We start from the raw sequence: 26146 nt of genomic DNA on the forward strand, positions 1-26146 counted from the left end.
GATAAGGGGACGCTCTCAATTCGTCTCCCCGCATTAAGTGTAAGCCACACGGGCCAATGTCGCTCAGCAAACCCAGGTGGCACTACTGGGTTGATCCAGGTGCCGGGCAAGGTAGCCGGCAAACTCGGTGCGGGGAATCGCTCGGGCGCCCAGGCTGTGCAGATGATCGGTGGGCATCTGGCAATCGATCAGCACAAAACCTGAGTCTTTCAGATGTCGCACCAGCATGGCAAAGCCATATTTGGAGGCGTTGTCGGCGCGGCTGAACATCGACTCACCGAAAAACAGCTGTCCCATGGCCAGGCCGTAGAGCCCGCCGACCAGCACGCCATCGTCCCAGACCTCCACCGAATGGGCGTAGCCGCGCCTGTGCAGTTCGACGTAGGCGTCCTGCATCGCTTGGGTGATCCAGGTGCCATCGGCGTACTCGCGCGGCGCGGCGCAGGCGCTGATGACTGCGGCAAAATCCCGATCGAAGGTCACTTGATAGCGTTGTTGGCGCAGCAGTTTATTCAGGCTGCGGGAGACATGCAGTTCGTCGGGAAACAGCACCGTGCGCGGATCCGGCGACCACCAGAGAATCGGTTGGCCTTCCGAGAACCACGGAAAGCAGCCATGGCGATACGCCTGAATCAGACGGTCGGCGGACAGATCGCCGCCCGCGGCCAGCAGTCCGTTGGGGTCGCGCATGGCTTTTTCCAGCGGCGGAAAAGTCAGGGTATTGCGTTGTAACCAAGTCAGCATGGCATCCGGGCTTGCAGAAGGGGAGGGCGGTGGCGGGCCGATAAACCCGCCAGATAGAAGGTTAACCGTCAAACGCCGGGAATGTCATCGAGATACTTCTCGGCATCCAGCGCAGCCATGCAACCGGCTCCGGCAGAGGTCACTGCCTGGCGGTAAACGTGGTCGGCCACGTCGCCGGCGGCGAATACACCCTGGATGGCGGTGGCGGTGGCGTCGCCTTCGCTGCCGCCCTTGACCAGCAGGTAGCCGTTGCGCATCTGCAGCTGGCCCTGGAACAGGTCGGTGTTGGGTTTGTGGCCGATGGCGATGAACACGCCGGCCAGCGACAGTTCAGCGGTTTCGCCGGTATGGCTGTGACGCAGGCGGGCGCCGGTCACGCCGCTGGCGTCACCGAGTATTTCGTCCAGGTTCTGGTTCCAGTGCAGGCGGATATTGCCGTTGGCGGCTTTTTCGAAGAGCTTGTCCTGCAGGATCTTCTCCGAACGCAGTTTGTCGCGACGGTGAATCAGATGAACCTCCTTGGCGATGTTCGACAGGTACAGGGCTTCTTCCACAGCGGTGTTGCCGCCGCCGACCACTGCGACCACCTGGTTGCGATAGAAGAAACCATCGCAGGTGGCGCAGGCCGAAACCCCTTTGCCGGCAAAGGCTTCTTCCGATGGCAGCCCCAGGTATTGGGCCGAAGCGCCGGTGGCGATAATCAGCGCATCGCAGGTGTAGGTGCCGCTGTCGCCGATGAGCTCGAACGGGCGCTGTTGCAACTTGGCGGTATGGATGTGGTCGTAAACGATCTCGGTGTCGAAGCGTTCGGCGTGTTTCTGCATGCGTTCCATCAGCACCGGGCCAGTCAGGCCTTCGACGTCGCCGGGCCAGTTGTCGACTTCGACGGTGGTGGTCAGCTGGCCACCGGCCTGTATGCCGGTAATGACAACGGGTTTGAGGTTGGCGCGAGCGGCATAAACGGCTGCGCTGTAACCGGCAGGGCCGGAACCCAGAATGATCAGGCGGGAATGCTTCGCTTCACTCATAAAAACACCTCATAAGCCTTTGTCACAAAAGAGAATGCATGCTCAAATTGGACGGCGCGTATTGTGCTGTTGGCTATGCTGGAGCCAAGGGTCTCAAGCATGGCATTGGGCGAACAAACCCGTACAATGCCCGCTTGTAACAGTGTTTGTATCAAAAAAGCGCTGCGTACCGTATTTCGAAAAACCGGGGCACAGTGTTAAAAGTAGTCTCGGTTGGGACTGTTAACTTTTTTACCTGCCTGGATTGGGCAGTTTTTATAGTCATTCAACAGATGGACGCGCCAAGGGCGCAGGAAAAGAAGCGTTTTGAAGAAATCCACCGCAGCACCTAAAACAGTCGTTCCGCTCTGGCGCCAGCAATTGCACTACCGGCTCAAGGAAGGTGCATTGATCGCCATCGGCGCCTTGTGCCTGTTCCTGATGATGGCCTTGTTGACCTATGGCAAGGACGATCCGGGCTGGAGCCATAACAGCAAGATCGACGACGTACAGAACTTCGGCGGGCCTGCCGGCTCTTACAGCGCCGACATCCTGTTCATGGTCCTGGGTTACTTCGCCTACATTTTCCCGCTATTGCTGGCGATCAAGGCCTATCAGATCTTCCGTCAGCGCCACGAGCCATGGCAGTGGAGCGGCTGGCTGTTTTCCTGGCGCCTGATCGGCCTGGTGTTTCTGGTGCTGTCGGGCGCGGCGCTGGCTCATATCCATTTCCATGCGGCGACCGGTCTGCCGGCCGGCGCGGGCGGCGCTTTGGGTGAAAGCCTCGGCGATCTGGCGAAGAATGCCCTGAATATTCAGGGCAGCACGCTGCTGTTCATTGCGCTGTTCCTGTTCGGCCTGACGGTATTCACCGACCTGTCATGGTTCAAGGTGATGGACGTCACCGGCAAGATCACCCTCGATTTGTTCGAATTGTTTCAGGGCGCGGCCAATCGCTGGTGGGCAGCCCGTACCGAACGCAAGCAATTGGTCGCCCAGCTGCGTGAAGTCGACGATCGCGTGCACGACGTGGTTGCGCCGACGGTCACCGACAAACGTGAGCAGGCCAAGGTCAAGGAACGCCTGATCGAGCGCGAGCAGGCCCTGAGCAAGCACATGTCCGAGCGTGAAAAGCAGGTGCCGCCGGTGATTGCTCCCGCACCGCCGAAGCCGGCCGCTCCGAGCAAGCGCGTGGAAAAAGAGAAACAAGCGCCGTTGTTCGTCGACAGCGCCGTGGAAGGCACCTTGCCGCCGATTTCAATTCTCGACCCGGCGGAAAAGAAACAACTCAATTATTCGCCTGAATCCCTGGCGGCCGTCGGCCACTTGCTGGAAATCAAGCTCAAGGAATTCGGCGTCGAAGTCTCGGTAGACTCGATTCACCCGGGCCCGGTCATCACCCGTTACGAAATCCAGCCTGCCGCCGGGGTGAAAGTCAGCCGCATTGCCAACCTGGCGAAAGACCTGGCCCGTTCCCTGGCCGTGACCAGCGTGCGCGTGGTGGAAGTGATTCCGGGCAAGACCACGGTCGGTATCGAGATCCCTAACGAAGACCGGCAGATCGTGCGGTTCTCCGAGGTCTTGTCGACCCCCGAGTACGATAACTTCAAGTCTCCGGTCACCTTGGCCCTGGGTCACGACATCGGCGGCAAACCGGTCATCACTGACCTGGCGAAAATGCCCCACTTGCTGGTGGCCGGTACGACCGGTTCCGGTAAGTCGGTGGGTGTGAACGCGATGATCCTGTCGATTCTGTTCAAGTCGGGCCCTGAAGACGCCAAGCTGATCATGATCGACCCGAAAATGCTTGAGCTGTCGATCTACGAAGGCATCCCGCACCTGCTGTGCCCGGTGGTCACCGACATGAAGGATGCCGCCAACGCCTTGCGCTGGAGCGTCGCCGAAATGGAGCGGCGCTACAAACTGATGGCGAAGATGGGCGTGCGTAACCTGTCGGGCTTCAACGCCAAGGTCAAGGAAGCCCAGGACGCTGGCGAGCCGTTGAGCGATCCGCTGTACAAGCGCGAAAGCATCCACGACGAGGCACCGCTGCTGCAGAAGCTGCCGACCATCGTCGTGGTGGTCGACGAATTCGCCGACATGATGATGATCGTCGGCAAGAAGGTTGAAGAGCTGATCGCGCGTATCGCGCAGAAGGCGCGTGCGGCGGGCATCCACTTGATCCTCGCGACCCAGCGTCCGTCGGTGGATGTGATCACCGGTCTGATCAAGGCGAACATCCCGACCCGTATGGCGTTCCAGGTATCGAGCAAGATCGATTCGCGGACCATCATCGACCAGGGCGGCGCCGAACAACTGCTGGGCCACGGTGATATGTTGTACATGCCGCCGGGCACCAGCCTGCCGATTCGTGTTCACGGCGCATTCGTGTCCGATGACGAGGTGCACCGGGTGGTTGAAGCCTGGAAGTTGCGCGGCGCGCCGGAATACAACGATGACATTCTCGCCGGTGTCGAAGAGGCTGGTAGCGGCTTTGAAAACGGCGGCGGTGGCGGTGAAGATGATGCCGAAACCGACGCGCTCTACGACGAAGCGGTGCAGTTCGTCCTGGAAAGCCGTCGCGCATCCATCTCCGCGGTTCAGCGCAAGCTGAAAATCGGCTACAACCGCGCGGCGCGCATGATCGAAGCCATGGAAATGGCCGGGGTCGTAACGTCCATGAACACCAACGGTTCGCGTGAAGTCCTGGCCCCTGGCCCGGTGCGCGACTGATCCGGTATTGAAAGGGGCGGCGTCTTGAGGCGCCGCCCGCACTCCCACGAATGTTTATGAGGACTCCCATGCGTCTTATCCGCATGTTGCTGCTGCCGGTACTGGCTTTGACCACGCTCTCGGCCCACGCCGACGACAAGGACGTGGCGCGTCTGACTCAACTGCTGGAAAAATCCCAGACCCTGACCGCGCACTTCTCTCAGCTGACCCTCGACGGCAGCGGCACCCAGTTACAAGAAACTGCGGGTGAAATGTCCTTGCAGCGCCCGGGCCTGTTCTACTGGCACACCAACGCGCCGGCCGAGCAAACCATGGTATCGGACGGTAAGAAAGTGACCCTGTGGGACCCGGATCTGGAACAGGCCACCATCAAGACTCTTGATCAGCGTCTGACCCAGACCCCGGCGTTGCTGCTGTCCGGTGACGTGTCCAAGATCAGCCAGAGCTTCGACATCAGCGCCAAGGAAGCCGGCGGCGTGATCGACTTCACCCTGAAGCCGAAAACCAAGGACACCCTGTTCGACAGCCTGCGCCTATCGTTCCGCAATGGTCTGGTCAATGATATGCAGATGATCGACAGCGTCGGCCAGCGCACCAACATCCTGTTCACCGGTGTGAAGGCCAACGAGCCAATCCCGGCCTCCAAATTCAAGTTCGACATTCCCAAGGGTGCCGATGTGATCCAGGAGTAAACCTGTAGAAGCGGGCTTGTGTGGTGTTCGCCAAACTTGAGAATTGACTCGAGGTTTTAAAAGTACGTGATGGACCTGTTTCGCAGCGCCCCGATTGCTCAGCCTCTGGCCGCCCGTTTGCGTGCGGCCAATCTGGACGAGTACGTCGGTCAGGAACACGTGCTCGCTCGCGGCAAGCCTTTGCGCGAAGCCCTGGAGCAGGGTGCCCTGCACTCGATGATTTTCTGGGGGCCACCGGGCGTGGGTAAAACCACCCTGGCGCGGCTGCTGGCGGAAGTCTCCGATGCGCACTTCGAAACGGTTTCGGCGGTGCTGGCCGGGGTCAAGGAGATTCGTCAGGCGGTGGAAGTCGCCAAGCAGCAGGCCGGGCAGTACGGTAAACGCACCATCCTGTTCGTTGATGAAGTGCATCGCTTCAACAAGTCCCAGCAGGATGCGTTCCTGCCATACGTTGAAGACGGCACGCTGATTTTCATCGGCGCGACCACGGAAAACCCCTCGTTCGAACTCAACAACGCGCTGCTGTCCCGGGCGCGTGTCTATGTGCTCAAAAGCCTCGACGAAGCCGCCCTGCGCAAGCTGGTGCATCGCGCGCTGACCGAAGAGCGCGGGCTGGGCAAGCGGCAACTGACCCTCAGCGACGAGGGCTTCCAGATGCTGCTGTCCGCCGCCGATGGCGATGGCCGGCGTTTGCTTAACTTGCTGGAAAACGCCTCGGACCTGGCCGAAGACCAGAGCGAAATCGGCGTCGACCTGCTGCAAAGTCTGCTCGGCGACACCCGTCGACGTTTCGACAAGGGCGGCGAAGCCTTCTACGACCAGATATCCGCGCTGCATAAATCGGTACGCGGTTCCAACCCCGATGGCGCGCTGTACTGGTTCGCGCGAATGATCGACGGCGGCTGCGACCCGCTGTACCTGGCCCGACGCGTGGTGCGCATGGCCAGCGAAGACATCGGCAATGCCGACCCCCGCGCCCTGAGCCTATGCCTGGCGGCGTGGGAAGTGCAGGAGCGCCTCGGTAGCCCCGAAGGCGAACTGGCGGTGGCCCAAGCCATTACCTATCTGGCTTGCGCGCCAAAAAGCAACGCGGTGTACATGGGCTTCAAGGCCGCGATGCGCAGCGCTACCGAACACGGTTCGCTGGAAGTGCCGCTGCACCTGCGCAATGCGCCGACCAAGTTGATGAAGCAATTGGGTTATGGCGATGAATATCGTTACGCCCACGATGAACCGGATGCCTACGCCGCTGGCGAAGATTACTTCCCGGATGAGTTGGAGCCACAACGGTTCTATCAACCCGTGCCTCGCGGCCTGGAGCTGAAGATCGGCGAAAAGCTCAACCACCTCGCGCAGCTTGACCGTCTAAGCCCCCGACAGCGGAGAAAATAGTGATTCCCTTGATCGTTGCGGTTTCTGTCGGCGGTGTCGCCGGTACGCTGTTGCGCTTCGCCACCGGTAACTGGATCAACGCGAATTGGCCGCGGCACTTCTATACCGCGACGCTGGCCGTTAATATCGTGGGCTGTTTGCTGATCGGCGTTCTATACGGCCTGTTTTTGATTCGCCCGGAGGTATCGTTTGCGGTACGCGCCGGGTTGATCGTTGGCTTCCTCGGGGGGCTGACGACTTTTTCATCCTTTTCACTGGATACGGTGCGCCTGCTGGAAACCGGGCAAGTGCCGCTGGCCTTGGGCTATGCGGCCATCAGCGTATTCGGCGGGCTGCTCGCCACCTGGGCTGGCCTGTCCTTGACCAAACTTTGATAACGAGAAACCGACATGCTCGATTCCAAACTGTTACGTAGCAACCTTCAGGACGTAGCGGACCGCCTGGCATCCCGTGGCTTTGCCCTGGATGTTGCGCGCATCGAAGCGCTGGAAGAACAGCGCAAGACCGTCCAGACCCGCACCGAAGCTCTGCAGGCTGAACGTAACGCGCGCTCCAAATCCATCGGCCAGGCCAAGCAGCGCGGCGAAGACATCGCGCCGCTGATGGCGGATGTCGAGCGTATGGCGGGCGAGTTGAGCGCCGGTAAAGTCGAGCTGGACGCGATCCAGACCGAGCTGGATTCGATCCTGCTGGGCATTCCGAACCTGCCGCACGAATCGGTGCCGGTTGGCGATGACGAAGAAGGCAACGTTGAAGTGCGCCGTTGGGGCACGCCGAAGGCTTTCGACTTCCCGGTTCAGGACCACGTGGCCCTGGGCGAGAAGTTCGGCTGGCTGGACTTCGAAACCGCCGCCAAGCTGTCCGGCGCCCGTTTCGCCCTGCTGCGCGGCCCGATTGCTCGCCTGCACCGTGCCCTGGCGCAGTTCATGATCAACCTGCACATCAACGAACACGGTTACGAAGAGGCTTACACGCCTTATCTGGTACAAGCGCCAGCCCTGCAGGGCACCGGTCAGTTGCCGAAATTCGAAGAAGACCTGTTCAAGATCAGCCGCGACGGCGAAGCCGATCTGTACCTGATCCCGACCGCTGAAGTGTCGCTGACCAACATCGTGGCCGGCGAAATCGTCGATTCGAAACTGCTGCCGATCAAGTTCGTGGCACACACGCCGTGCTTCCGCAGCGAGGCTGGCGCGTCGGGTCGCGACACCCGCGGGATGATCCGTCAGCACCAGTTCGACAAAGTCGAGATGGTCCAGATCGTTGAGCCGTCGACCTCGATGCAAGCGCTGGAAAACCTGACCGCCAACGCCGAGAAAGTCCTGCAACTGCTGGAGCTGCCATACCGCACCCTGGCGCTGTGCACCGGCGACATGGGCTTCAGCGCGGTCAAGACCTACGACCTGGAAGTGTGGATTCCGAGCCAGGACAAGTACCGCGAGATTTCGTCGTGCTCCAACTGTGGCGACTTCCAGGCGCGCCGTATGCAAGCGCGTTTCCGCAACCCGGAAACCGGCAAGCCTGAACTGGTGCACACCCTGAACGGTTCCGGCCTGGCGGTCGGTCGTACCCTGGTGGCGGTACTCGAGAACTATCAGCAGGCCGACGGTTCGATCCGTGTGCCTGAAGTGCTCAAGCCTTACATGGGTGGCCTTGAGGTCATCGGCTAAATGGACTATCTGCCGCTGTTCCATAACCTTCGCGGCAGTCGTGTGTTGGTCGTCGGCGGGGGGGAGATTGCCTTGCGCAAATCCCGCCTGCTGGCCGAAGCCGGTGCGCTGCTGCGGGTGGTCGCACCTGAAATCGAACCGCAGTTGCGTGAGCTGGTAGCCGGCAGCGGTGGCGAGTGCCTGGTGCGTGGCTACGTCGAGGCGGATCTGGACGGTTGCGGGCTGATCATCGCCGCCACCGACGACGAACCGCTGAACGCGCAAGTCTCCGCCGATGCCCATCGGCGTTGCGTGCCGGTCAACGTGGTGGACGCGCCGGCCTTGTGCAGCGTGATCTTCCCGGCGATTGTCGACCGTTCGCCGCTGATCATTGCCGTGTCCAGTGGCGGTGATGCACCGGTGCTGGCGCGGTTGATTCGCGCCAAGCTGGAAACCTGGATTCCTTCCACTTACGGACAACTGGCCGGTCTGGCGGCGCGTTTCCGCAACCAGGTCAAAGGCCTGTTTCCGGACGTGCAGCAGCGTCGGGCGTTCTGGGAGGATGTGTTCCAGGGACCGATTGCCGACCGGCAACTGGCCGGGCAGGGCGCCGAGGCCGAGCGCTTGATGCTGGCCAAAATCAATGGCGAAGCCCCTGTAGCCACTGGCGAGGTTTATCTGGTGGGCGCCGGGCCGGGTGATCCCGACCTGTTGACCTTCCGCGCCTTGCGCCTGATGCAGCAAGCCGACGTGGTGTTGTATGACCGTCTGGTGGCGCCGGCGATTCTGGATTTGTGCCGTCGCGATGCCGAGCGGGTCTACGTCGGCAAGCGCCGCGCCGATCACGCCGTGCCTCAGGAACAGATCAACCAGCATCTGGTGGATCTGGCCAAGGCCGGCAAGCGCGTGGTGCGCTTGAAGGGTGGCGATCCGTTCATTTTCGGGCGTGGCGGCGAAGAGATCGAAGAACTGGCGGCCCATGGCATCCCGTTCCAGGTCGTGCCGGGCATTACCGCTGCCAGCGGTTGCGCGGCGTATGCCGGGATTCCGCTGACTCACCGCGATTACGCGCAGTCAGTGCGGTTTGTCACCGGGCACCTCAAGGACGGTTCCACCGATTTGCCGTGGGCCGACCTGGTCGCGCCGGCGCAAACCCTGGTGTTTTACATGGGGCTGGTGGGCTTGCCGATCATCTGCGAGCAGTTGATCAAGCACGGTCGCGCGGCCGATACCCCGGCGGCGTTGATCCAGCAGGGCACCACGGTCAATCAGCGGGTATTTACCGGCACTCTGGCCGACCTGCCACGGCTAGTGGCGGAGCATGAAGTGCATGCGCCGACACTGGTGATCGTCGGGGAAGTGGTGCAACTGCGCGAGAAACTGGCGTGGTTCGAAGGGGCTCAAGCGCAGGTCTGATTTCTGTGTTGTCTGTGTGATCGTTCCCACGCTCCGCGTGGGAACGCCGCCAGGGACGCTCCGCGTTCCGTTTCGGATGTGACGCAGAGCGTCACGGGATACATTCCCACGCAGAGTGGGAACGATCAACCTCAGGCCTTGCGCCAAACCTCTTTCCCACTCAACCGCCCCCGATCATGCGCCCCGGTGAAATCCTGCGCCGGCCCTTTAGGCACAATCCCGGTCGGATTGATGGTTTTGTGGCTGCCATAGTAGTGGTTCTTGATGTGGGTGAAATCCACCGTCTCGGCAATCCCGGGCCACTGATAAATCTCCCGTAACCAGTTCGACAGGTTCGGATAATCGGCAATCCGCCGCAGATTGCATTTGAAGTGGCCGTGATACACCGCATCAAAACGAATCAGCGTGGTGAACAGGCGAATATCCGCTTCGGTCAGGTATTCACCCGTCAGGTAACGATTCGCTCCCAGCAGTTGCTCCAACCGATCCAGCTCAGCAAACAACTCATCGAACGCTTCTTCGTAAGCCTGCTGCGAGGTGGCAAACCCGGCGCGATAGACGCCGTTGTTCACTGCTGGATATATCCGCTCGTTCAGGGCGTCGATTTCGTTGCGCAGCGGAGCGGGGTAGAAATCCAGGTCATTGCCGGTCAAGTCATCGAATGCGCTGTTGAACATGCGGATGATCTCCGCCGATTCATTGCTGACGATGCGGTTGGTCTGTTTATCCCACAGCACCGGCACGGTGACGCGGCCGGTGTAGTCGGCGGTATCGGCGGTGTAGCGTTGGTGCATGAAATTGAAATGATCGAGCTTGTCGCCAGTCGATCCGAGGTTTTTATCGAAGGTCCAGCCGTTTTCCAGCATCAACCAGCTGACCACCGACACGTCGATCAGGCTTTCGAGGCCTTTGAGTTTGCGCAGGATCAGCGTGCGATGGGCCCACGGGCAGGCGAGCGACACATAGAGGTGATAGCGACCGGCCTCGGCGGCAAAACCACCGACGCCGCTCGGGCCTGGCTTGCCATCGGCGGTCAGCCAGTTGCGACGCTGCGCCTGTTCACGCTGGAACGCGCCATCCTTGCTGCTTTGGTACCACTGATCCTGCCAGCGACCTTCGACTAACAAACCCATGTGCCTGACTCCTCAACCTATAAACGTTGGAGAGGAGTCTATGCGCATAGGTTCGAACAAAAAGCGCAAAGGTTGGGCTGTTATGATCGATTAAATCGATCGGTCCCGGGCGTCCCAATATTGCTGGGCGGTTTCGAAGGCTTGTTCGCGAGACTGGCCGAGGCCGCGCAAGGCCAGGGCCATGGTCGAGATCAGCGCCATTTGCGGATAGCTGTCGACCGCGTCGCCACGCCACACGGCTTTCAAGTGCTCCGGATCCAGGCTCGCCGGTTTGACGTGGCGCTGGCTCGACAGCTGCGGCCATTCTTCATCCCAACTTTCGCCGCCGGTGGTGCCATACAGGTGACTGTCAGCGTCCGGGTTGATCTCAATTTCGCCGCCATCGCCCTTGACGACGATTGCCGTGTCCCCGAGCAGACCGCTGGCATCGCGATGCACCGCCTGGTAGCCGGGGTGGAAAATGCTTTGCAGGCCACAACGGGCGCCCAACGGGTTGAGAATCCGCGCCAGGGAATGGATCGGCGAGCGCAGGCCCAGAGTGTTGCGCAGGTCGATCATTCGCTGGAGTTGTGGAGCCCAGTCCACCAATGGCATGAACGCCAGACCGCCCTGATCGAGTGCCGCACCGACCTGCTGCCAGTTGCGGCACAACGGTATGTTCAGCGTCTCGAGCAGTTGTTCGCTGTACAGTCGCCCCGCCGTGTGCGCGCCGCCGCCGTGCATGAAGATGCGCAGGCCGTTCTGCGCCAGGCACTTGGCCGCCAGCAGATACCACGGCAAATGCCGCTTCTTGCCTGCGTACGTCGGCCAGTCCAGATCGACCGTCAGCGCCGGGGGACTCAGGCGTTCACGCAAGGCTTCGGTGAACCCGGCCATTTCCTCGGCGCTCTCTTCCTTGTGTCGCAACAGCATCAGGAACGCGCCGAGCTGGGTGTCCTCGACCTTGTCGTCGAGCACCATGCCCATGGCCTCGCGGGCTTCGGCCCGGGTCAGATCGCGTGCGCCGCGTTTGCCTTTGCCAAGGATCCGCACGAATTGGGCGAACGGGTGCTCGGCGGGCGTTTCGAGGGTCAGCGCTGGATAGTCGGTCATAAGCAATTCGTCGGTTTGGGCAGGCCCGCCAGTTTCGCGGCGAGTTTGGCAGGGGTGCCTTTGAACAGTCGGTTCAGGTGCAGGCTGTTGCCCTTGTCGGGGCCGAGCTTCAATGCGGTGTACTTGATCAGCGGGCGGGTGGCCGGGGACAACTGGAATTCGTCGTAGAAACTGCGCAGCAGTTCGAGGATTTCCCAATGTTCCGGGCTCAACTCGATGTCTTCGGCGGCGGCGAGGGCGGTGGCCACCTCGGTAGACCAGTCGTTCAGTTCCACCAGGAAACCGTCCTTGTCCAGTTCAATGGCGCGGGCGCCAACGGTCAGGGATTTCATAGCCAACTGTTGACCTTGTCATAGTGAATCGACAGTTCGACGAAGGCCGGGTAGTCAATGGCACTGGCCCAGTCCGGAACCTGCAGAGCACGGGCCTGTGCGTCTTCGGCCAGTACGAACAGTTTCAGGTTGCGAGCATGCAAAGAGCTGAATGGCGCGGTGCCTGGCTGCAAGGCATAGGCCGCGTCGCCACTCAGCAGCAGCGCATCGTTGGGGCCGATCACGCGCAGGCAACTGCCCAGGCGCTCGTCGCCGAATGGGGAATGAGACAACACATGCAAAGTCGACATCAGAGGGTGATCACCTGGTCGTAACGGTCAATAAGGGCGGTGATGTCCTGGGCGCTCAGTACCCGGGCTTCTTCAAGCGACAGACCTTTGGGGTCCAGGCCTCGGGCCGCTACGCTGTCAGCGCACACGAACAGATCTTCGACGCCAAACATCGGCAAGGCTTGCAGGTTGGCGCTCAGGTCTTTCTGCTGCAACGCCTTGGCGTCCTGTTTCGCAGCGAGCTGGAACACGCCGTCATCAAGAAACAGCAGCCCGATCGGCAGATCGAAGGCGCCGCCGGCCAATACAATGTCCAGCGCTTCCCGCGCATTCGGCCCGGACCACGGCGCCTGACGGCTGATAATCAGCAAGGATTTAGCCATCTCACGCGCCTCCGAAACAGATCAGGCGGTCGGCGTCCTGCACCGCGTCATGCAACTGGCCAAGGCCGGACAATTCCCACGGCGCTCCCACGGCGACCGCTTCACGCTGATAGCGCTGGGCTTCTTCCTCGTTCAGCACGCCACGACGCAGGGCGGCGGCGATGCAGACCACGCCATCGAGTTGATGCTCGCTGACAAAGGTGCGCCATTGCTTGGGCAAATCCTGCTCATCCTGAGGCGTGACCACACTGCCGGACGCGTTGTAGACGCCATCCTGATAGAAAAACAGCCGGACAATCTCATGCCCGCCGGCCAGCGCGGCCTGGGCGAACAACAAGGCACGGCGCGAGGAGGGCGCATGGGCGGCGGAAAACAGCGCAATGGCGAATTTCATGACGGACTCGATCAGCAAAACTGCGGCCATGATAAAGCTTTATCGGCAGGGCGGCGAAGGGCGTTTACTCGCAGACCGAGTCGCTGCCATCGCGAGGATTATTTGGTTAGCCCATACAACTCGCAATACTCAAGCCAGTTCATGCCGGCCATCTCTGCAACTTCCTTGTGCACTTCCATGCGTTGGGCCTGATATTCCTCGGGCGTGGCGGTGGTCAGTTGCAGTGTCAGCTCCCAGGCAAACAAACCCAGGCGCTCGGCCTCGGCTTCGAACGCTTCATGCAAGCGTTCGTCGCGGTACTGCGCCATCGTCTCGCCTTTGGCCTGGGCGAGCAGGGGATTGAGATTGTCGAGCTCAAGACGCAGCTCAGGGCGTTCATCGAGAAACTTCCTCAGCGCCTGTTCGTGTTGCTGTTCGGTTGCCGCCATGGTCACTCCTTGAGGGGATTACGAAGACTGCTTTTTGCTCGCTTTGGCAGCCGCAGCCAGACACTCAAGGGCAAACTGCTCGGTGTAGGTCATCTGGATCGGCGTGGTTTCGCCTTTGACGGTTCTTTCGCCGTCGAGAATGTAACGAATCCGCTTGTCGGTGACGCCAATTCGCTTGGCGATCCAGGCCGGCGTCTGGCCGATCTGGCTGATCAGTTTGTCGGCGTAGTCGGTGGAGGGTTTGTAGAACTCGGCGTTGGGTGTCATGGCTTTCCTGAAAAATGGGTGATGCGAGGCTATCGGCGCGACAGGGTGCGCGAATCGTTGCGCGGTGTCGCGGTATAAATGAAGTAAAGCAGAACGATACGCCGCGCCGCGGTGGTACAGTCCGCTTTTTCCTTATGAGCGAACGCAATGCGAATTCTGATGGTGGCGCTGGCCGCAACCTTGCTGGCGGGCTGCGCCGGATCGGCGATGAACGACGCCCGCACCAAAACCCCGTACAAAACCCTGACCTCGGACAAACCGGAAAAAGTCGTCGCCCAGTGCGTGCAGTTTGCCTGGCAGGACGAGGCGGTGTTCGGCGTCGATGCCGGTGCGTATTTGCAGCCGGGCAAGAAGGGCGGATCGACGGTCTACACCCGTTCGGCCGAGTCTTTCGTGGACGTGACCACCGACGCCTCGGGTACAGCATTGAGCTACTACGCGCAGCACGACGATTTTGTCGCCAAGCGCCGATTGGCGGCGTTGGCGACCTGTTTGTAAGCAAGATCGAAGATCCAGAAAAGATCGCAGCCTCGTTTCACTCGACAGAGTGAAACGAGGCTGCGATCTTTTGAAGGCAACACAAAAACCGACGCTTACAAATCCATCAAACGCTTCTGAAAAAAGAAGCGCTTGTGGCCCGGCGGATAATCGGCAATGTGCCCCAACTCGCTGTAGCCGTGCTTCTTGTAAAACTCCGGCGCCTGGAAGTCGAAGGTGTCCAGCCAGATCCCCACGCATTTCTTTTCCCGCGCCAGGTCTTCGGCCATCTGCATCAGTTTCGAGCCCATCCCTTGTCCCCGGGCCAGCTCCGGCACCGACAACAACTCAATGAAAAACCATTGGTAAAACACCCGGCCATAAAGCCCGCCGAGAATCTCGTCGCTGTCATTGCGTACCAGCAAAGCAATCTGCTCCGACACCGTGGCCCCGGCCTTTGCGGCGTTGTAGGCGCGCAGTGGTGTGAGGATTGCTTCGCGCTCCTCCGCAGTGGCATTTTTCGACAATTCGATTCGCAGAGTCATAGGCAACACATCCTTATGGCAGTGAACACGGAGCCTATCCCGGTTGCGGCGATTGTTCTATCCCCCCGAAGCCCAAGGAACCCCCGGGGCTCCGGGAATGTCTAGCGTGAACAGCATCGTTGTTGAAAGCAGTCATTGAGGGCAGCCCGTGAACATTTTTGAAGCCTTGCGCGAAAGCCACGACCGTCAGCGCCGCTATGCCGATGCAGTGATTCAAACCAGTGGCGACACCCTGGAACGGGTCGAGGCTTACAAACGGCTCAAATCCGAGCTTCAGGCCCACGCAACCGCTGAAGAACGCCATTTCTACATCCCGCTGATGGAGTTCGACAACGGCGTGGATCTTGGCCGCCACGCTATCTCCGAACACCACGAAATGGACGAGATGATGGAAACGCTGGATGCCACCCAAATGTCCAGTCCGTCCTGGTTGGCAACGGCGAAAAAACTCTCGGAGAAGGTCCATCACCACCTCAAAGAGGAGGAGCAGAAGTTCTTTCAGATGGCCGGCAAGTTACTCGACGACCAACAGAAAGAAACCCTCGCCGGGGAGTATCAGAAAGAATACAGGGCGCAACTTTCCTGAGGATGAAAGCTCCGCAATGCGGTTCACTCAAGAGAGTCTTGAGTCAGTAAGAACTTGTGGCGAGGGAGCCAACACACCTTGCCGGCAAGGTGAAATGATTTGAACCCAATGCGCTCCTTGTAGAGAATCGCCATCTTTGCCTCGAAAGGATGCGCGCGATGAAGTTCGAAGGGACTTTCCAATACATGGGCACTCACGGGATCGTCTTCAACGTCTCGCAGATCACCCTCACCGACAGCGAGCGCGGACGCCTGCGCGAGCTGCATTTTGGCGAGGCGAAAAGCGCCCACTATGAGGTCAACAGCAAGGTTGTCGAGGTGTACGACAAGATGCAGGCCAAGAGCCTGCCGTGCGTGATGATGATCGGCATCTCCAAGCCGCTGACCCGGCAACAGGGCGATGCCCTCAATGCCCAACGCACCAAGGTCGCCAACCTGGCCGCCTCCGCCTTCGGTGGCGCTGCCGGTACTGTGGGCGGTTTAGCCGGACCTGCAGGCAGTGTCACCGCAGGTACTGTTGTAACTGCGGGTGTGCGCTCGTACGTCAATGACGCTCTGCCCACCTACCATGCTGGCGACGTAATCGTCAGCATCCAGGCGCAGGTCAATGGTGGGATTGGCCCACAGCGCTCTTCCGAATCCCTGATCATCAAGACCTGAGTGGGGCTGCACATGTCCGAAATTACCCAGACGGTCATCGTCGTGGCGCTGGCCTTTCTACTTGATCGGTTTCTTAAGCCGTACCCGCTGCGCAAGTGGCTAGGGGTGACGCTGGTGGTGGCAGGCGCAATCGGCTGCGTTGCAGTGAGCCAGACCCAGTTGCTGGGCTTTGACTTGGGATTGATGTCGGTCCTTGCCGTGCCAGTGGGCGCGGGGCTGTTCGTGACCAGGCGGCGGTTCGAGCAGATTGGATGAAGGTCAGGAAGGTGTGTTGACCGGACGGATACCTTGCTCCCGCTTGAGTGCGTAGCGCTCACAAAAATCGCAATGGTTGTCAGATTTTTGGGGCCGCTACGCAGCCCAGCGGGAGCAAGCTCCCTCGCCACAGGTTTCTCCGGCTCAAGGTTCTCTTGAGTGCACAGCATTACGACAGTCGCCGGTTTTTTCTGTTTTCGCCTAACATGGACGCTTTCTGACGAACATAAGGATGGATTGTCATGTCGAACACAGCCGAGCGGGTCAACATCATCGAGTCCCAGGTGCTGTCCCACGACTGGTATCTGCTGAAGAAAATCACGTTTGATTACTTGCGCAACAACGGCGACTGGCAGCGCCAGACCCGCGAGGTTTATGACCGTGGCAACGGTGCGGCGATCCTGCTGTTCAACCGCGAGAAGAAAACTGTCGTGCTGACCCGCCAGTTCCGGTTGCCGGTGTTCGTCAACGGCCATGATGGTTTGTTGATTGAAGTGGCGGCGGGGCTGCTGGAAGGCGCTGCGCCTGAAGAGCGCATTCGCGCTGAAGCTGAGGAAGAAACCGGCTATCGCGTCCACCATGTGCAGAAGGTGTTCGAGTCCTACATGAGCCCCGGTTCGGTCACGGAGAAACTGCATTTCTTTATTGCCGAGTACGACGCCTCTTCGAAAGTCAGCGAGGGCGGTGGGCTGGAAGACGAAACTGAAGAACTGGAAGTGTTGGAGTGGAAGTTCGACGACGCCCTCGAGGCGTTTTATCGCGGGGAAATTTGCGATGCCAAGACCATCATGCTGCTGCAGTACGCGGCGATGAAGAATATCTTCGCAGCGGTTTGAGATTACCTGTGACAGTGCCTGGATCGAGAGAGCGTTCAGGCACAATGGTCGAGCGTTTCGGCACAGTAATCAGCCTTTGCTCTCTCTAGACTCGTGCTTCACGCCAAGACACCGATGAGGTCACGATGAACATCCGAATTATCCTATCCGCATTGTCCATGGGGGTCGTCCTCACTGGGCACGCAGCCGACTTCTCGCTGACAAGCCAGGATATTGCTGAAAATCGCCCGCTGACCAGTCGCGAGGTATTCCAGGGTTTCGGTTGTGAAGGGGGAAATACGTCTCCGCAACTGTCCTGGTCCAACGCCCCGGTGGGCACTAAAAGTTACGCAATCACGGTCTATGACCCTGATGCGCCGACTGGCAGCGGCTGGTGGCATTGGACGGTGGTCAACTTACCGGCTTCAACCAAAAGTTTGCCAAGCGGGGTCGGTTCGAACCTGCCTGCCGGTGCCGTACAAGGACGAACCGATTATGGCCAACCGGGATTTGGCGGAGCGTGCCCTCCTGTGGGGGATAAGCCCCATCGCTATCAATTCACCGTATGGGCGTTGAAAGTCGATAAGCTGCCACTCGACAGCCAGGCCAGCGGAGCCTTGGTGGGCTATATGCTCAATGCCAACGCCTTGGCCAAAGCGACCATCACTTCAACTTACGGACGTTAAGAACGATGCGCCCTTGTGACGGCATCCAGCACCGGGAAAACATTATCGATGCGTGTGTCATACGGGCGCGGCAGCCTCATACCTTGCAACGGGTGCCGATATTCGCGACTGCCTTGTGTCGAGTGCGACAGGGGGAAAAGCTGTTGCAATGGGATGACCGGGAGATGCGCGCAGGGCCGCAACATCTGATTCTGTTGCCGGCCGGGCGTGAGCTTGGTATCTCGAACTTCCCCGGTCTTCACGGTCACTACATCGCTGATGTCGTGACCTTTCCCGGTTCGACACTGCGCAACTTCAGCAGCCGATATGGCCGGCAGATCATGAATGGTCACCGTGCCCCGAAGACAGATCTGTGTGTTCCTCTGGACAGGCACACGACGCAGGCATGGGATCAGTTATTGGCCGCCATCAATGCGAACGCGCCGGATGCATTACGCACCCACTATGGGGAAGCGGTTCTGCTCAGCCTGGGCCTCAACGGCCAGGCCGGACCGCTGCTGATGGATCGCAATGATCCACTGTGCGAGCGTGTGCAGCAGTTGGTGATGGGCAGCCCTGAGAGCGACTGGACGGTTGCGAGCGTCGCTCAACACCTGAATCTCGGTGAGTCGACTTTGCGTCGCCAACTGGCCAATGAGGGGAGCAGCTTCAGGAATATTCTGGAAAGCGTTCGACTGGCGACCGCGTTGCAATGGTTGCAAACCACTTCCCGGCCCATCGGTGAAATTGCCGGTGCCAGCGGTTACGCCTCGGCCTCACGTTTTGCCGTGCGCTTTCGCTCACATTACGGCCTGTCGCCACGGGAATTGCGGGCGGCGATTTAGATATTCCTGTGGCCTCGCTCCTACAGGATTTTTGTCGCGGCCAAAAAACGGCCTTGATCAGGCCGTTTTTTTGCGGGCGTTGAACAAGGGGATCACGGCATTTCCGGCAATTCCTGCGGCCGCAGATCAAACACCAGCACCTCAGCGTCCACGCCATTGCTCAAGGTCAGCACCTTTTCTTTGCGAACCCGTACGCCGTCGCCTTCCTGCAGCTGCATACCGTTCAGCTCGACACTGCCCCGCGCCACATGCACATAGGCGTAGCGATCGGCAGCCAGTTCCAGCGTGGCGCTTTCCTTGCCGTCGATCAGGCCGGCATACACCCGCGCATCCTGCCGGACTTTCAATGAACCCTTGGCCCCATCCGGGGAGATGATCAACTGCAAGCGGCCGCGTTTTTTCTGCGTGCTGAAATGCTCTTGCTGATAACGCGGTTTGGCGCCGCTGACGTCAGGCACGATCCAGATTTGCAGGAAGTGCACCGGGCGTGTCGATGAGTGGTTGTATTCACTGTGCGCCACGCCACTGCCGGCGCTCATCAGTTGCACATCGCCAGGGCGGATCACCGAACCCGTGCCTAAAGTGTCCTTGTGTTCCAGCGCGCCTTCGAGCACGTAGGAGAAAATCTCCATGTCGCGGTGAGGGTGCTGGCCAAAGCCTTTGCCGGCGGCTACGCGGTCGTCGTTGATCACCAACAGGTCGGAAAAACCCTGTTCCCGCGGGTTGCGGTAGTTGGCAAAGGAAAAGGTATGGAACGACTTCAACCAACCGTGATTGGCCGCGCCGCGATCCGAAGCTTTGCGAAGGGTCAGCATGATGAAATCTCCTGTCAGGACGTGAATTCGTCCGAGTGAGGAGAAGGTTAATGTTTACCTGAAAGTGCAGTAAGTAGATGGAAATTGAAATACTGTCTCGCACAGGTTGACAGTTGTGTGAACGGGTTCATGTATGCTTGTTGTTACATGTGGCCATAATGTGGGGCGCCAGACCTGTGGGCGGCGCAATGGTATTGAACAGTTCTCTATTAGTGACCTTGAACCCATGAAAACCGTGGCAATGGTGTTGTTCCCAGACTTTCTCCTGCTCGACATGGCCGGCCCCATGGAAGTGTTTTCCATCGCCAATCGTTATCTGCAACCGGCGGACCGATACGAGCTGTTGACCATCGGCACCGTGCAGGGCGCATTGCGGGCCTCCAACGGCGTGAGCGTACTGGCGGATCTGCACATCGATCAGGCTAACGAGCACTATGACCTGTTGCTGGTGCCAGGCGGGCCGGGGGCCTACAACGAAAAGTATCCGCCGCTGCTCGACTGGCTTCGGGGAGCCATCAGCCGTGCTGACCGATACGGGTCGATCTGCACCGGCGCGTTCGTGCTCGGGCATGCCGGATTGCTGGACGGCTTTCGCGTGACCACTCACTGGCATTACACCGAACGACTGATCAAAGGCTTCCCCAAGGCTGTCGTCGAGACCGATCAGATTTTCGTGCAGGACCGCAACCTCATCACTTCCGGCGGTGTCACCGCCGGTATCGATCTGGCGCTGGCGGTGGTTGCCCAGGACCACGGCAAGAAAGTCGCCCAGGACGTCGCCAAAGTGCTGCTGGTAGTGATGAAACGCCAGGGCGGGCAGGCGCAGTTCAGTCCGTTGATGGCCGCGGTGGGCCCCCAGGAAACGCCGGTCACCCGGGTGCAGAACCATGTGCTCGAACACCTCGACGAAGCGTTCGGTATCGAGCGTATGGCCAGTCTGGTGAACATGAGTGCGCGGCACTTCGCCAGGGTTTTCACTCGGGAAGTGAACATGACGCCGATGGAGTTTCTGCAAAGCGCGCGCATCGATCACGCCAGGAATCTGTTGGAAACCAGCGAGCTGCCGCTCAAGACTGTGGCCTATAAAAGTGGCTTCGGCAGCGTGCGGCACATGCGATTTCTATTCAGTGAAAAGCTCGGCCTGACCCCCACCCAGTACCGCGAGCAGTTCAGTTAACGCGCTGTTGTCCGTCGTGCGCACCGCGATGACCGTGACGCTCCTCCCATGGCCGTTGTACCGTCACCCATGCCTGCCAAGATACCCGTGAACTCTTTTTTGGGAGGTGCGGAGCCTGGATGGGCGGGATCGATGGAGCTTGCAGTTCCTTGAGCCGAGCCAGGTTTTCAGCATATGAACGTGCATGAACAACCTCAGAGAGATAAACAGTGACACGGTGCTGCGGTTCGGGCCCTACGCATTCCACTTGCATCAGCGGTTGATCCTGGACGGTGATCGGCCGCTGCGCATGGGCGGGCGAGCCCTGGACATTTTGCAGGTGCTGGTTGAGCACGCTGGTGCGGTGGTCAGCAAAGAGGCGCTGATTGCCCACGTATGGCCGACCTCGGTGGTCGAGGAAATCAACTTGCGCGTCCACATTGCCGCCCTGCGTCGAGCGCTCGGCGATGGGCCGAACGGGCAGCCTTATATCGTTAATATTCCCCAGCGCGGTTATAGCTTCATCGCCCCGGTGCAGCACGATCGGGCGGGCACGCCGGTGCTGGTCGAAACCGTGCACAAGCCTCAACACAACTTGCCTGCGCGGCTCACACCGGTGACCGGTCGCGACTCGATCGTCGGCAGCGTGGTCCGGCAGTTGCCGGTTCGACGCTTCATGACCCTGATCGGCCCTGCGGGCATCGGCAAGACCACCGTGGCGTTGCGCGTGGCCGAGCTGCTGTTGCAGCACTATCGGGATGGTGTCTGGATGGTTGACCTGTCGGCCATCGATGACCCATCGCAGCTTGTCGATCATCTGTCGCGCACCCTGGAATTAGACGTTGGCGCAAACGCGTTGGCGCAACGGCATGCCTTGGTGGTGCTCGACAACTGCGAACACCTGCTCGAACGTTGCAGGACAGTGGTGGACGATCTGTTGGCCTCGGCGCCTCGATTGTCGATCCTCGCCACCAGTCGCGAACCGCTGCGAGCAGCGGGGGAAACGCTGCTGCGGTTACCCGCCCTGACGGTGCCGCCAGTCTCGGCGATTTATAGCGTGGACGAGGCCATGGGGTATTCAGCGGTGCAGCTGTTGGTCAGCCGCGCCCGAGCCCGTCAGCTAGGGTTTGCCCTGCGCCAACAGGATCTCAATGCTGTGCGTGAAATCTGTCGTCGGCTGGATGGCTTGCCCCTGGCCATTGAGCTGGCGGCGGCGCAGATCGATGCATTGGCGCTGGTAGGGTTGCAAGCGCAACTGGGCAACTGTTTTCAGCTGTTGAGCCAAGGTCGACGCACCGCCGTGCCACGGCATCAGAATCTCAAAGCCGCACTGGATTGGAGCTATGAACGGCTAAGCCCGTTGGAACAGATCGTGTTGCAGCGGCTGGCGGTGTTCAAGATGGCGTTCACCCTGGACGCGGCGATTGGCGTGGTCAGTGGCGCGATGTTGCTGCCCGCAAGCCTGGTCAACGTGGTGGAGAGTCTGGCGAATAAATCGCTGCTGTCGGTCGAGCAGGGCAACGGCGTAACGCGCTACCGTTTCCTCAATACCACTCGCACCTACGCCCTGGAGAAACTCGAAAACAGCGGTTACTTGCGTGCCTTCGAACTGCGTTATGAGCGCTACATCAGCCGGGCCCACTGGACATCAGTCGGACAGGTGGTGCTGCAACTCGTCGAGTAACCGCCGGACTTTTATCAGGTCCGGTGTGGCGAAGCCTTCGGTGAAGCGCTGGTAAATCGGCGCCAGCAGCTCATGGGCTTGCCGGAAGTGGCCCTGACGCTGCCACAGCTGGGCCAGCGAAGTCGCACTGCGCAGCTCCCAGGCCAGCGCTCCCTGAGTTTTTGCCACGGCTAAAGCCTTGAGCAGCACCGCCTCGGCCGCGTCAGCACTGCTCGGGCAATCCTCTGCCAGTAACGCGTCGGCCCGGGCCCGCAGAATCTCTGCCGTGCTCCAGCCCGCCGCGCCGTTTTCGGCCCGCTCCAGCAACGCATCATCGATGAAACGGCTGCCCAGAGTGACCATGATTTCCTTGACCAACCCGGTGTCCGGTCGCGGGGATGAGGGCGCATCAGTTCCGTCGATTACCTGCGCGTAGTGTTTGGCCCAGGTGTAGAACAGCAACACCGAGTGTTTCTTCGACTGCTCAAGCAGCAAGGCCAGGAGCTCGCGGGCGACCGGCGTGTTGCCGTTGTAGTGGGCGATCAGGCAACCGGACAGCGCCAGGGTGTAGCAGATGGACGTGCCATGATTGATTTGCATCGCGATGTCGAGCGCCTGTCTTGCGGTATGCCAGGCTTTTTCCGGGAGCCCTTGCAGCCAGAGAATGCGCGCCAGAATCGTCAGGGCCGCCACGCTCTGGTCGTATTGCACGCCAAAGCCATGGGTGAAGCGGTTGAGCTGGCCGCTCTGGGCCAGACGTTGAATGACCTGTTCGGCATTCTCCCGCGCCAGTGCCTGATCCCCGGCAAAATGCAGGGCCAGGACCCGCAAACGTTGGGTGCTGAGGGCCGTCACCGCGTCGTCGTGCGGCCTCAACCGCTCGAATTGTCGGCTCTGCTCCAGAGCCAGTTGGTAGTGGCCGCAGCTGAGATCAACCGCCAGGTGCCCGGAAATCGCTTTGAGCTGACCGGCCATATCGTTGCAGTGTTCGGCCAGGTGTTTGGCGCTGACGAAGGCTTCGACGGCTTCGGTGCTATTGCCCTGGGTGTGGTAGCAGGAACTGCCGAGGGCAAGCTTGAGGTTCATGGTCAAACGCGGACAGGGCTGGTGCGTCGCTTCGAGCAACGCCAGGGCTTTGCCCACGTACACCCCGTATTCCTTGAGCAGCGACAGCTCTTGCCAGAGCGGTGCCGAGGTCGCGGCGAGACGGATGGCCAAGGCCTGCGGCCCTTGAGCGTTCAAGCCCCAATCCAGGACTGCACGAATGTCGTCCAGGCTGCGGGCGTAACGCTCGGTCCAGCGCTCGCTCTGGGTGTGTTCCCATTCACTTTGCGCCTGCTGCATCAAGGCCAGGCAGCATTCGGCGTGGCGCTCTCGGGTGTCCGCCAGCTCTTGGGCCTGGTCGAGCTTTTCCAGCGCATAGCCACGCGTGGTGTCGAGCAGACGGTAGAACACTTCTTCATCGCCGACTTCCACGTTCAGCAATGACTTGGCCACCAATTGGGTAATCGAGGCAAACACCACATCGGGCTCGACGTACTGGCCGACAATCACGGCAGCCGCCGATTCCAGGGTAAAAGCGCCCCGGAATATCCCCAGTCGGCGCAGGCACGTTTGCTCGCAGGCATTGAGCAGTTCGAAGCTCCAGTCCAGAGTCGCGCGCAGGGTCTGATGGCGGCCCATGGTGGTCGGGCAGCCTTGGGCGAGCAGGCGAAAGCTGTCTTGCAGTTGCGACAGCAAGCCGCTCAAACCCAGGTTGCCAACCTGCGCCGCTGCCAGTTCGATCGCCAACGGGATGCCGTCCAGACGTCGGCAGATTTCAATCGCCAGCGGTAGGTCGGCTTCGCTCAGTTCGAAGCTGTCGTGGCTGGCCATCGCCCGCTCGACAAACAATTGCAGCGCCGAAAACGTCAGGGCCTGAGCTCGGTCGAGCACGGCGATGGGCGGTGGGCAGTCCAGCGATTCCAGGCGCTGTACGTATTCGCCTTCGGCCCGCAGGCTTTCGCGACTGGTGGCCAGAATGTGCACTTGGGGCGCCGCGCGCAGGATGCTTTCGCTGAGCAACGCAATGGCATCGATCAGGTGTTCGCAGTTGTCGATGACCAGCAGCATCTGTCGTTCGCGCAAGCATGTGGCGAGCCCGTTCATGGGGTCGGCGTCATGCAACGACAAGCCCAGCGCTGTCGCCAAGTGCGCGCCGATCATCAAAGGGCAGTTGATCGGTGCCAGGTCCACCAGGCGAATGCCGTCTCGATAGCGACCGATCAGTTGCTCGGCGACGCGCAGCGCCACGGTCGTCTTGCCGATCCCGCCGGGGCCCACGAGGGTGATGAAACGTTGCTGTGAGAGTTGCGCCAGCAGTCTGTCGACCAGGGCCTGACGGCCGATCATGCGAGTCCGGCGCACCGGCAGGTTATGGCCGCCTGGTTCATTAGCGTCGTTTTGGGGGCGTTGTTCGATGGATTCCAGGGAAAATGGCGCGACAAAACTGTAGCCGCGTTGGGCGACGGTGATGATGTAACGCTGACCGGCCTGACCGTCACCGAGGGCTTTGCGCAGTGCTGCCATGTGCACGCGCAGATTGATGTCTTCCACCACGCTTTTGGGCCAGACCCGCGCGATCAGTTGTTGTTTGCTCACCACCTGGCCTGCGTGCTCCAGCAGGACCAACAGAATGTCCATGGCTTGCCTGCCCAGGCGCAGGGGCTGGTCGGCCTCCATCACCAGGCGTTGTCCGGGGTAGATCCGGTAGGGGCCGAAACGGATGGCCTGTTCGGGGGTAAGGGTCAACGGGTCACTCCTGCTTGCATCCTTCTATCACGCGGTATCCAGGCATATTCCTGAGGTTTTTTCGGTAGCGCAACGTGGCGTCATACATCTCGACAGCAGGTACAACGGCTGCGGCCTTGCCGTCAGTGCCCGGCGGCCCCGTATTTATTGGACTCAGCGCTGGTGAACGGCACGCCGGGGCCATGGGTGTACGGCAGAAAATTAACAACGTTTAACTCGTACCGATCCGGTCTACGCTCAAAAATCCATTTCTTCAAGTAGCCGAAGGTATCGGCCTTTTTGCAACAGAAAGTGCAACAAAAAGCGTGCCGCAAAAAGGACGAACACTTCTGGAGGAGCCGGAATGAGCAACGTGGTGGTGGTCTATCACAGTGGTTACGGGCACACCCGGGTCATGGCCGAAGCCGTGGGCCTGGGGGTGGAACGACACTTGGGCAGCACCTGTCGGCTGATTCCGGTGGAGGAAGTGGACGACCACTGGGAGCGCTTGCACCGTGCCGATGCAATCATCTTCGGCGCCCCCACCTACATGGGCAGCGCCTCGGCAGCCTTCAAGGGTTTCATGGAGGCCACCGCCTCGTTCTACCTGGCCCAGCCCTGGCGCGACAAGCTCGCTGCCGGGTTTACCAACTCCGGATGCCTGTGTGGCGACAAGCTCAATACCTTGCTGCAGATGGCGGTGTTCGCCGCCCAGCACTCGATGATCTGGGTCGGCCTCGACCTGCTGCCGGCGCGCAGCAGCCTTGGCCTGTTCGACGGGCAGTTGAACCGACTCGGCAGTTCGCTGGGGGCGATGGCCCAATCGAACGTCGAACAATCCCCCGAATTTGCTCCGCCCCTGGAAGACCGCCGCACCGCCGCACATTTGGGCGAGCGGGTGGCGCGCCTGGCCGAACGCCTGGCTCAAACCTCTTGTTAATCGTCGTAAACCCATGCATCAGGAG

The 26146-nt window shown here is 60.3% G+C and carries 29 protein-coding genes; 16 read left to right on the forward strand and 13 right to left on the reverse strand.

Annotated features, from left to right (window positions below):
* Positions 1-63: 63 nt before the first annotated feature.
* The gene (gene aat, locus AF70_RS02640) at positions 64-744 is read right to left on the reverse strand and encodes a leucyl/phenylalanyl-tRNA--protein transferase (RefSeq protein ID WP_028941277.1); all 681 of its coding nucleotides are present in this window, start codon (positions 742-744) and stop codon (positions 64-66) included.
* A 68-nt stretch (positions 745-812) separates the two neighbouring features.
* The gene (gene trxB / locus AF70_RS02645; RefSeq protein WP_018925527.1) at positions 813-1772 is read right to left on the reverse strand and encodes a thioredoxin-disulfide reductase; all 960 of its coding nucleotides are present in this window, start codon (positions 1770-1772) and stop codon (positions 813-815) included.
* A 306-nt stretch (positions 1773-2078) separates the two neighbouring features.
* Between trxB and AF70_RS02650 the strand changes: the two genes are divergently transcribed.
* The 6 genes from AF70_RS02650 to cysG all read left to right on the forward strand — a co-directional run bounded on the left by AF70_RS02650 (position 2079) and on the right by cysG (position 9633).
* A complete protein-coding gene (locus AF70_RS02650) occupies positions 2079-4484 on the forward strand; it encodes a DNA translocase FtsK (RefSeq protein WP_019580089.1) in 2406 nt (801 codons plus the stop codon).
* Between the two features lie 68 nt (positions 4485-4552).
* Positions 4553-5176 (forward strand): outer membrane lipoprotein chaperone LolA, encoded by a 624-nt coding sequence (lolA, locus tag AF70_RS02655; RefSeq protein ID WP_019580090.1) that lies wholly within the window; start codon positions 4553-4555, stop codon positions 5174-5176.
* A gap of 69 nt (positions 5177-5245) precedes the next feature.
* Positions 5246-6568: a replication-associated recombination protein A gene (locus AF70_RS02660; RefSeq protein ID WP_019580091.1), complete on the forward strand. Its 1323-nt coding sequence runs from the start codon at positions 5246-5248 to the stop codon at positions 6566-6568.
* Positions 6568-6942 (forward strand): fluoride efflux transporter CrcB, encoded by a 375-nt coding sequence (gene crcB / locus AF70_RS02665; RefSeq protein ID WP_007941127.1) that lies wholly within the window; start codon positions 6568-6570, stop codon positions 6940-6942. The genes AF70_RS02660 and crcB overlap by 1 nt, the downstream gene beginning before the upstream one ends.
* A 15-nt stretch (positions 6943-6957) precedes the next feature.
* Positions 6958-8238, forward strand: a complete 1281-nt coding sequence (gene serS / locus AF70_RS02670; protein ID WP_018925530.1) for a serine--tRNA ligase — start codon at positions 6958-6960, stop codon at positions 8236-8238.
* The gene (gene cysG, locus AF70_RS02675) at positions 8239-9633 is read left to right on the forward strand and encodes a siroheme synthase CysG (RefSeq protein ID WP_019580092.1); all 1395 of its coding nucleotides are present in this window, start codon (positions 8239-8241) and stop codon (positions 9631-9633) included.
* Positions 9634-9764: 131 nt separating this feature from the next.
* On the opposite strand, the gene AF70_RS02680 is transcribed toward cysG, so the two are convergent.
* The 8 genes from AF70_RS02680 to AF70_RS02715 all read right to left on the reverse strand — a co-directional run bounded on the left by AF70_RS02680 (position 9765) and on the right by AF70_RS02715 (position 13931).
* Entirely contained in the window at positions 9765-10766 is a 1002-nt protein-coding gene (locus tag AF70_RS02680; protein ID WP_028941278.1) for a glutathione S-transferase family protein, read from the reverse strand.
* A gap of 90 nt (positions 10767-10856) precedes the next feature.
* Positions 10857-11858, reverse strand: a complete 1002-nt coding sequence (locus tag AF70_RS02685) for a glycosyl transferase family protein (RefSeq protein ID WP_028941279.1) — start codon at positions 11856-11858, stop codon at positions 10857-10859.
* Complete coding sequence (locus AF70_RS02690) at positions 11855-12190, reverse strand: TusE/DsrC/DsvC family sulfur relay protein (RefSeq protein WP_028941280.1); 336 nt, start codon at positions 12188-12190, stop codon at positions 11855-11857. The genes AF70_RS02685 and AF70_RS02690 overlap by 4 nt, the downstream gene beginning before the upstream one ends.
* The gene (gene tusB, locus AF70_RS02695; RefSeq protein ID WP_018925535.1) at positions 12187-12480 is read right to left on the reverse strand and encodes a sulfurtransferase complex subunit TusB; all 294 of its coding nucleotides are present in this window, start codon (positions 12478-12480) and stop codon (positions 12187-12189) included. Before tusB ends, AF70_RS02690 begins: the two co-directional genes overlap by 4 nt.
* A complete protein-coding gene (tusC, locus tag AF70_RS02700) occupies positions 12480-12842 on the reverse strand; it encodes a sulfurtransferase complex subunit TusC (protein ID WP_028941281.1) in 363 nt (120 codons plus the stop codon). The genes tusB and tusC overlap by 1 nt, the downstream gene beginning before the upstream one ends.
* Position 12843: 1 nt before the next feature.
* Complete coding sequence (gene tusD, locus AF70_RS02705) at positions 12844-13236, reverse strand: sulfurtransferase complex subunit TusD (protein ID WP_026345734.1); 393 nt, start codon at positions 13234-13236, stop codon at positions 12844-12846.
* Positions 13237-13334: 98 nt separating this feature from the next.
* Positions 13335-13664 carry a DUF6388 family protein gene (locus tag AF70_RS02710; RefSeq protein WP_019648485.1) on the reverse strand — a complete coding sequence of 110 codons (330 nt, stop codon included), beginning with the start codon at positions 13662-13664 and terminating at the stop codon, positions 13335-13337.
* A gap of 18 nt (positions 13665-13682) precedes the next feature.
* Positions 13683-13931: a hypothetical protein gene (locus tag AF70_RS02715; RefSeq protein ID WP_007941139.1), complete on the reverse strand. Its 249-nt coding sequence runs from the start codon at positions 13929-13931 to the stop codon at positions 13683-13685.
* Between the two features lie 147 nt (positions 13932-14078).
* Between AF70_RS02715 and AF70_RS02720 the strand changes: the two genes are divergently transcribed.
* Positions 14079-14429, forward strand: coding sequence for a hypothetical protein (locus AF70_RS02720; RefSeq protein WP_007904889.1), 351 nt, complete (start codon positions 14079-14081; stop codon positions 14427-14429).
* A gap of 95 nt (positions 14430-14524) precedes the next feature.
* Here the strand turns inward: AF70_RS02720 and AF70_RS02725 are convergent, their stop codons facing one another.
* Positions 14525-14953: an N-acetyltransferase gene (locus AF70_RS02725; protein WP_019580097.1), complete on the reverse strand. Its 429-nt coding sequence runs from the start codon at positions 14951-14953 to the stop codon at positions 14525-14527.
* A 148-nt stretch (positions 14954-15101) separates the two neighbouring features.
* Between AF70_RS02725 and AF70_RS02730 the strand changes: the two genes are divergently transcribed.
* The 6 genes from AF70_RS02730 to AF70_RS02755 all read left to right on the forward strand — a co-directional run bounded on the left by AF70_RS02730 (position 15102) and on the right by AF70_RS02755 (position 18778).
* Positions 15102-15539 (forward strand): hemerythrin domain-containing protein, encoded by a 438-nt coding sequence (locus AF70_RS02730; protein WP_028941282.1) that lies wholly within the window; start codon positions 15102-15104, stop codon positions 15537-15539.
* Positions 15540-15697: 158 nt separating this feature from the next.
* On the forward strand, positions 15698-16198 hold the full coding sequence (locus AF70_RS02735; RefSeq protein ID WP_028941283.1) for a hypothetical protein: 501 nt from the start codon (positions 15698-15700) through the stop codon (positions 16196-16198).
* A 12-nt stretch (positions 16199-16210) separates the two neighbouring features.
* On the forward strand, positions 16211-16453 hold the full coding sequence (locus AF70_RS02740; protein WP_019580101.1) for a hypothetical protein: 243 nt from the start codon (positions 16211-16213) through the stop codon (positions 16451-16453).
* 242 nt (positions 16454-16695) lie between these two features.
* The gene (locus AF70_RS02745; RefSeq protein WP_028941284.1) at positions 16696-17289 is read left to right on the forward strand and encodes an NUDIX domain-containing protein; all 594 of its coding nucleotides are present in this window, start codon (positions 16696-16698) and stop codon (positions 17287-17289) included.
* A gap of 125 nt (positions 17290-17414) precedes the next feature.
* On the forward strand, positions 17415-17954 hold the full coding sequence (locus AF70_RS02750) for a kinase inhibitor (protein WP_028941285.1): 540 nt from the start codon (positions 17415-17417) through the stop codon (positions 17952-17954).
* Positions 17955-17959: 5 nt separating this feature from the next.
* Positions 17960-18778, forward strand: coding sequence for a helix-turn-helix transcriptional regulator (locus AF70_RS02755; protein ID WP_028941286.1), 819 nt, complete (start codon positions 17960-17962; stop codon positions 18776-18778).
* Between the two features lie 92 nt (positions 18779-18870).
* On the opposite strand, the gene AF70_RS02760 is transcribed toward AF70_RS02755, so the two are convergent.
* Positions 18871-19593 carry a pirin family protein gene (locus AF70_RS02760; RefSeq protein ID WP_019580105.1) on the reverse strand — a complete coding sequence of 241 codons (723 nt, stop codon included), beginning with the start codon at positions 19591-19593 and terminating at the stop codon, positions 18871-18873.
* A 226-nt stretch (positions 19594-19819) separates the two neighbouring features.
* On the opposite strand from AF70_RS02760, the gene AF70_RS02765 reads away from it, so the two are divergent.
* Both AF70_RS02765 and AF70_RS02770 read left to right on the forward strand, forming a co-directional pair.
* Positions 19820-20770 (forward strand): GlxA family transcriptional regulator, encoded by a 951-nt coding sequence (locus tag AF70_RS02765; RefSeq protein WP_018925545.1) that lies wholly within the window; start codon positions 19820-19822, stop codon positions 20768-20770.
* 184 nt (positions 20771-20954) lie between these two features.
* Positions 20955-22433, forward strand: a complete 1479-nt coding sequence (locus AF70_RS02770) for a winged helix-turn-helix domain-containing protein (RefSeq protein WP_028941287.1) — start codon at positions 20955-20957, stop codon at positions 22431-22433.
* Here the strand turns inward: AF70_RS02770 and AF70_RS02775 are convergent.
* A complete protein-coding gene (locus AF70_RS02775; RefSeq protein WP_028941288.1) occupies positions 22398-25202 on the reverse strand; it encodes a winged helix-turn-helix domain-containing protein in 2805 nt (934 codons plus the stop codon). The two genes, AF70_RS02770 and AF70_RS02775, sit on opposite strands and share 36 nt — an antisense overlap.
* 343 nt (positions 25203-25545) lie before the next feature.
* On the opposite strand from AF70_RS02775, the gene AF70_RS02780 reads away from it, so the two are divergent.
* Positions 25546-26121: a flavodoxin family protein gene (locus AF70_RS02780; RefSeq protein ID WP_018925548.1), complete on the forward strand. Its 576-nt coding sequence runs from the start codon at positions 25546-25548 to the stop codon at positions 26119-26121.
* Positions 26122-26146: the final 25 nt, after the last annotated feature.

It is taken from the genome of Pseudomonas sp. KD5 (assembly GCF_012932895.1).
GTDB lineage: Bacteria > Pseudomonadota > Gammaproteobacteria > Pseudomonadales > Pseudomonadaceae > Aquipseudomonas.

Excerpts from the sequence above, each read along its gene's own strand:
- aat (WP_028941277.1), bottom strand. The coding sequence starts at position 744 with ATGCTGACTTGGTTACAACGCAATACCCTGACTTTTCCGCCGCTGGAA.
- trxB (WP_018925527.1), bottom strand. The coding sequence starts at position 1,772 with ATGAGTGAAGCGAAGCATTCCCGCCTGATCATTCTGGGTTCCGGCCCT.
- lolA (WP_019580090.1), top strand. The coding sequence starts at position 4,553 with ATGCGTCTTATCCGCATGTTGCTGCTGCCGGTACTGGCTTTGACCACG.
- AF70_RS02660 (WP_019580091.1), top strand. The coding sequence starts at position 5,246 with ATGGACCTGTTTCGCAGCGCCCCGATTGCTCAGCCTCTGGCCGCCCGT.
- serS (WP_018925530.1), top strand. The coding sequence starts at position 6,958 with ATGCTCGATTCCAAACTGTTACGTAGCAACCTTCAGGACGTAGCGGAC.
- cysG (WP_019580092.1), top strand. The coding sequence starts at position 8,239 with ATGGACTATCTGCCGCTGTTCCATAACCTTCGCGGCAGTCGTGTGTTG.
- AF70_RS02680 (WP_028941278.1), bottom strand. The coding sequence starts at position 10,766 with ATGGGTTTGTTAGTCGAAGGTCGCTGGCAGGATCAGTGGTACCAAAGC.
- AF70_RS02685 (WP_028941279.1), bottom strand. The coding sequence starts at position 11,858 with ATGACCGACTATCCAGCGCTGACCCTCGAAACGCCCGCCGAGCACCCG.
- AF70_RS02690 (WP_028941280.1), bottom strand. The coding sequence starts at position 12,190 with ATGAAATCCCTGACCGTTGGCGCCCGCGCCATTGAACTGGACAAGGAC.
- tusB (WP_018925535.1), bottom strand. The coding sequence starts at position 12,480 with ATGTCGACTTTGCATGTGTTGTCTCATTCCCCATTCGGCGACGAGCGC.
- tusC (WP_028941281.1), bottom strand. The coding sequence starts at position 12,842 with ATGGCTAAATCCTTGCTGATTATCAGCCGTCAGGCGCCGTGGTCCGGG.
- tusD (WP_026345734.1), bottom strand. The coding sequence starts at position 13,236 with ATGAAATTCGCCATTGCGCTGTTTTCCGCCGCCCATGCGCCCTCCTCG.
- AF70_RS02710 (WP_019648485.1), bottom strand. The coding sequence starts at position 13,664 with ATGGCGGCAACCGAACAGCAACACGAACAGGCGCTGAGGAAGTTTCTC.
- AF70_RS02715 (WP_007941139.1), bottom strand. The coding sequence starts at position 13,931 with ATGACACCCAACGCCGAGTTCTACAAACCCTCCACCGACTACGCCGAC.
- AF70_RS02720 (WP_007904889.1), top strand. The coding sequence starts at position 14,079 with ATGCGAATTCTGATGGTGGCGCTGGCCGCAACCTTGCTGGCGGGCTGC.
- AF70_RS02725 (WP_019580097.1), bottom strand. The coding sequence starts at position 14,953 with ATGACTCTGCGAATCGAATTGTCGAAAAATGCCACTGCGGAGGAGCGC.
- AF70_RS02735 (WP_028941283.1), top strand. The coding sequence starts at position 15,698 with ATGAAGTTCGAAGGGACTTTCCAATACATGGGCACTCACGGGATCGTC.
- AF70_RS02740 (WP_019580101.1), top strand. The coding sequence starts at position 16,211 with ATGTCCGAAATTACCCAGACGGTCATCGTCGTGGCGCTGGCCTTTCTA.
- AF70_RS02745 (WP_028941284.1), top strand. The coding sequence starts at position 16,696 with ATGTCGAACACAGCCGAGCGGGTCAACATCATCGAGTCCCAGGTGCTG.
- AF70_RS02750 (WP_028941285.1), top strand. The coding sequence starts at position 17,415 with ATGAACATCCGAATTATCCTATCCGCATTGTCCATGGGGGTCGTCCTC.
- AF70_RS02755 (WP_028941286.1), top strand. The coding sequence starts at position 17,960 with ATGCGCCCTTGTGACGGCATCCAGCACCGGGAAAACATTATCGATGCG.
- AF70_RS02760 (WP_019580105.1), bottom strand. The coding sequence starts at position 19,593 with ATGCTGACCCTTCGCAAAGCTTCGGATCGCGGCGCGGCCAATCACGGT.
- AF70_RS02765 (WP_018925545.1), top strand. The coding sequence starts at position 19,820 with ATGAAAACCGTGGCAATGGTGTTGTTCCCAGACTTTCTCCTGCTCGAC.
- AF70_RS02770 (WP_028941287.1), top strand. The coding sequence starts at position 20,955 with ATGAACAACCTCAGAGAGATAAACAGTGACACGGTGCTGCGGTTCGGG.
- AF70_RS02780 (WP_018925548.1), top strand. The coding sequence starts at position 25,546 with ATGAGCAACGTGGTGGTGGTCTATCACAGTGGTTACGGGCACACCCGG.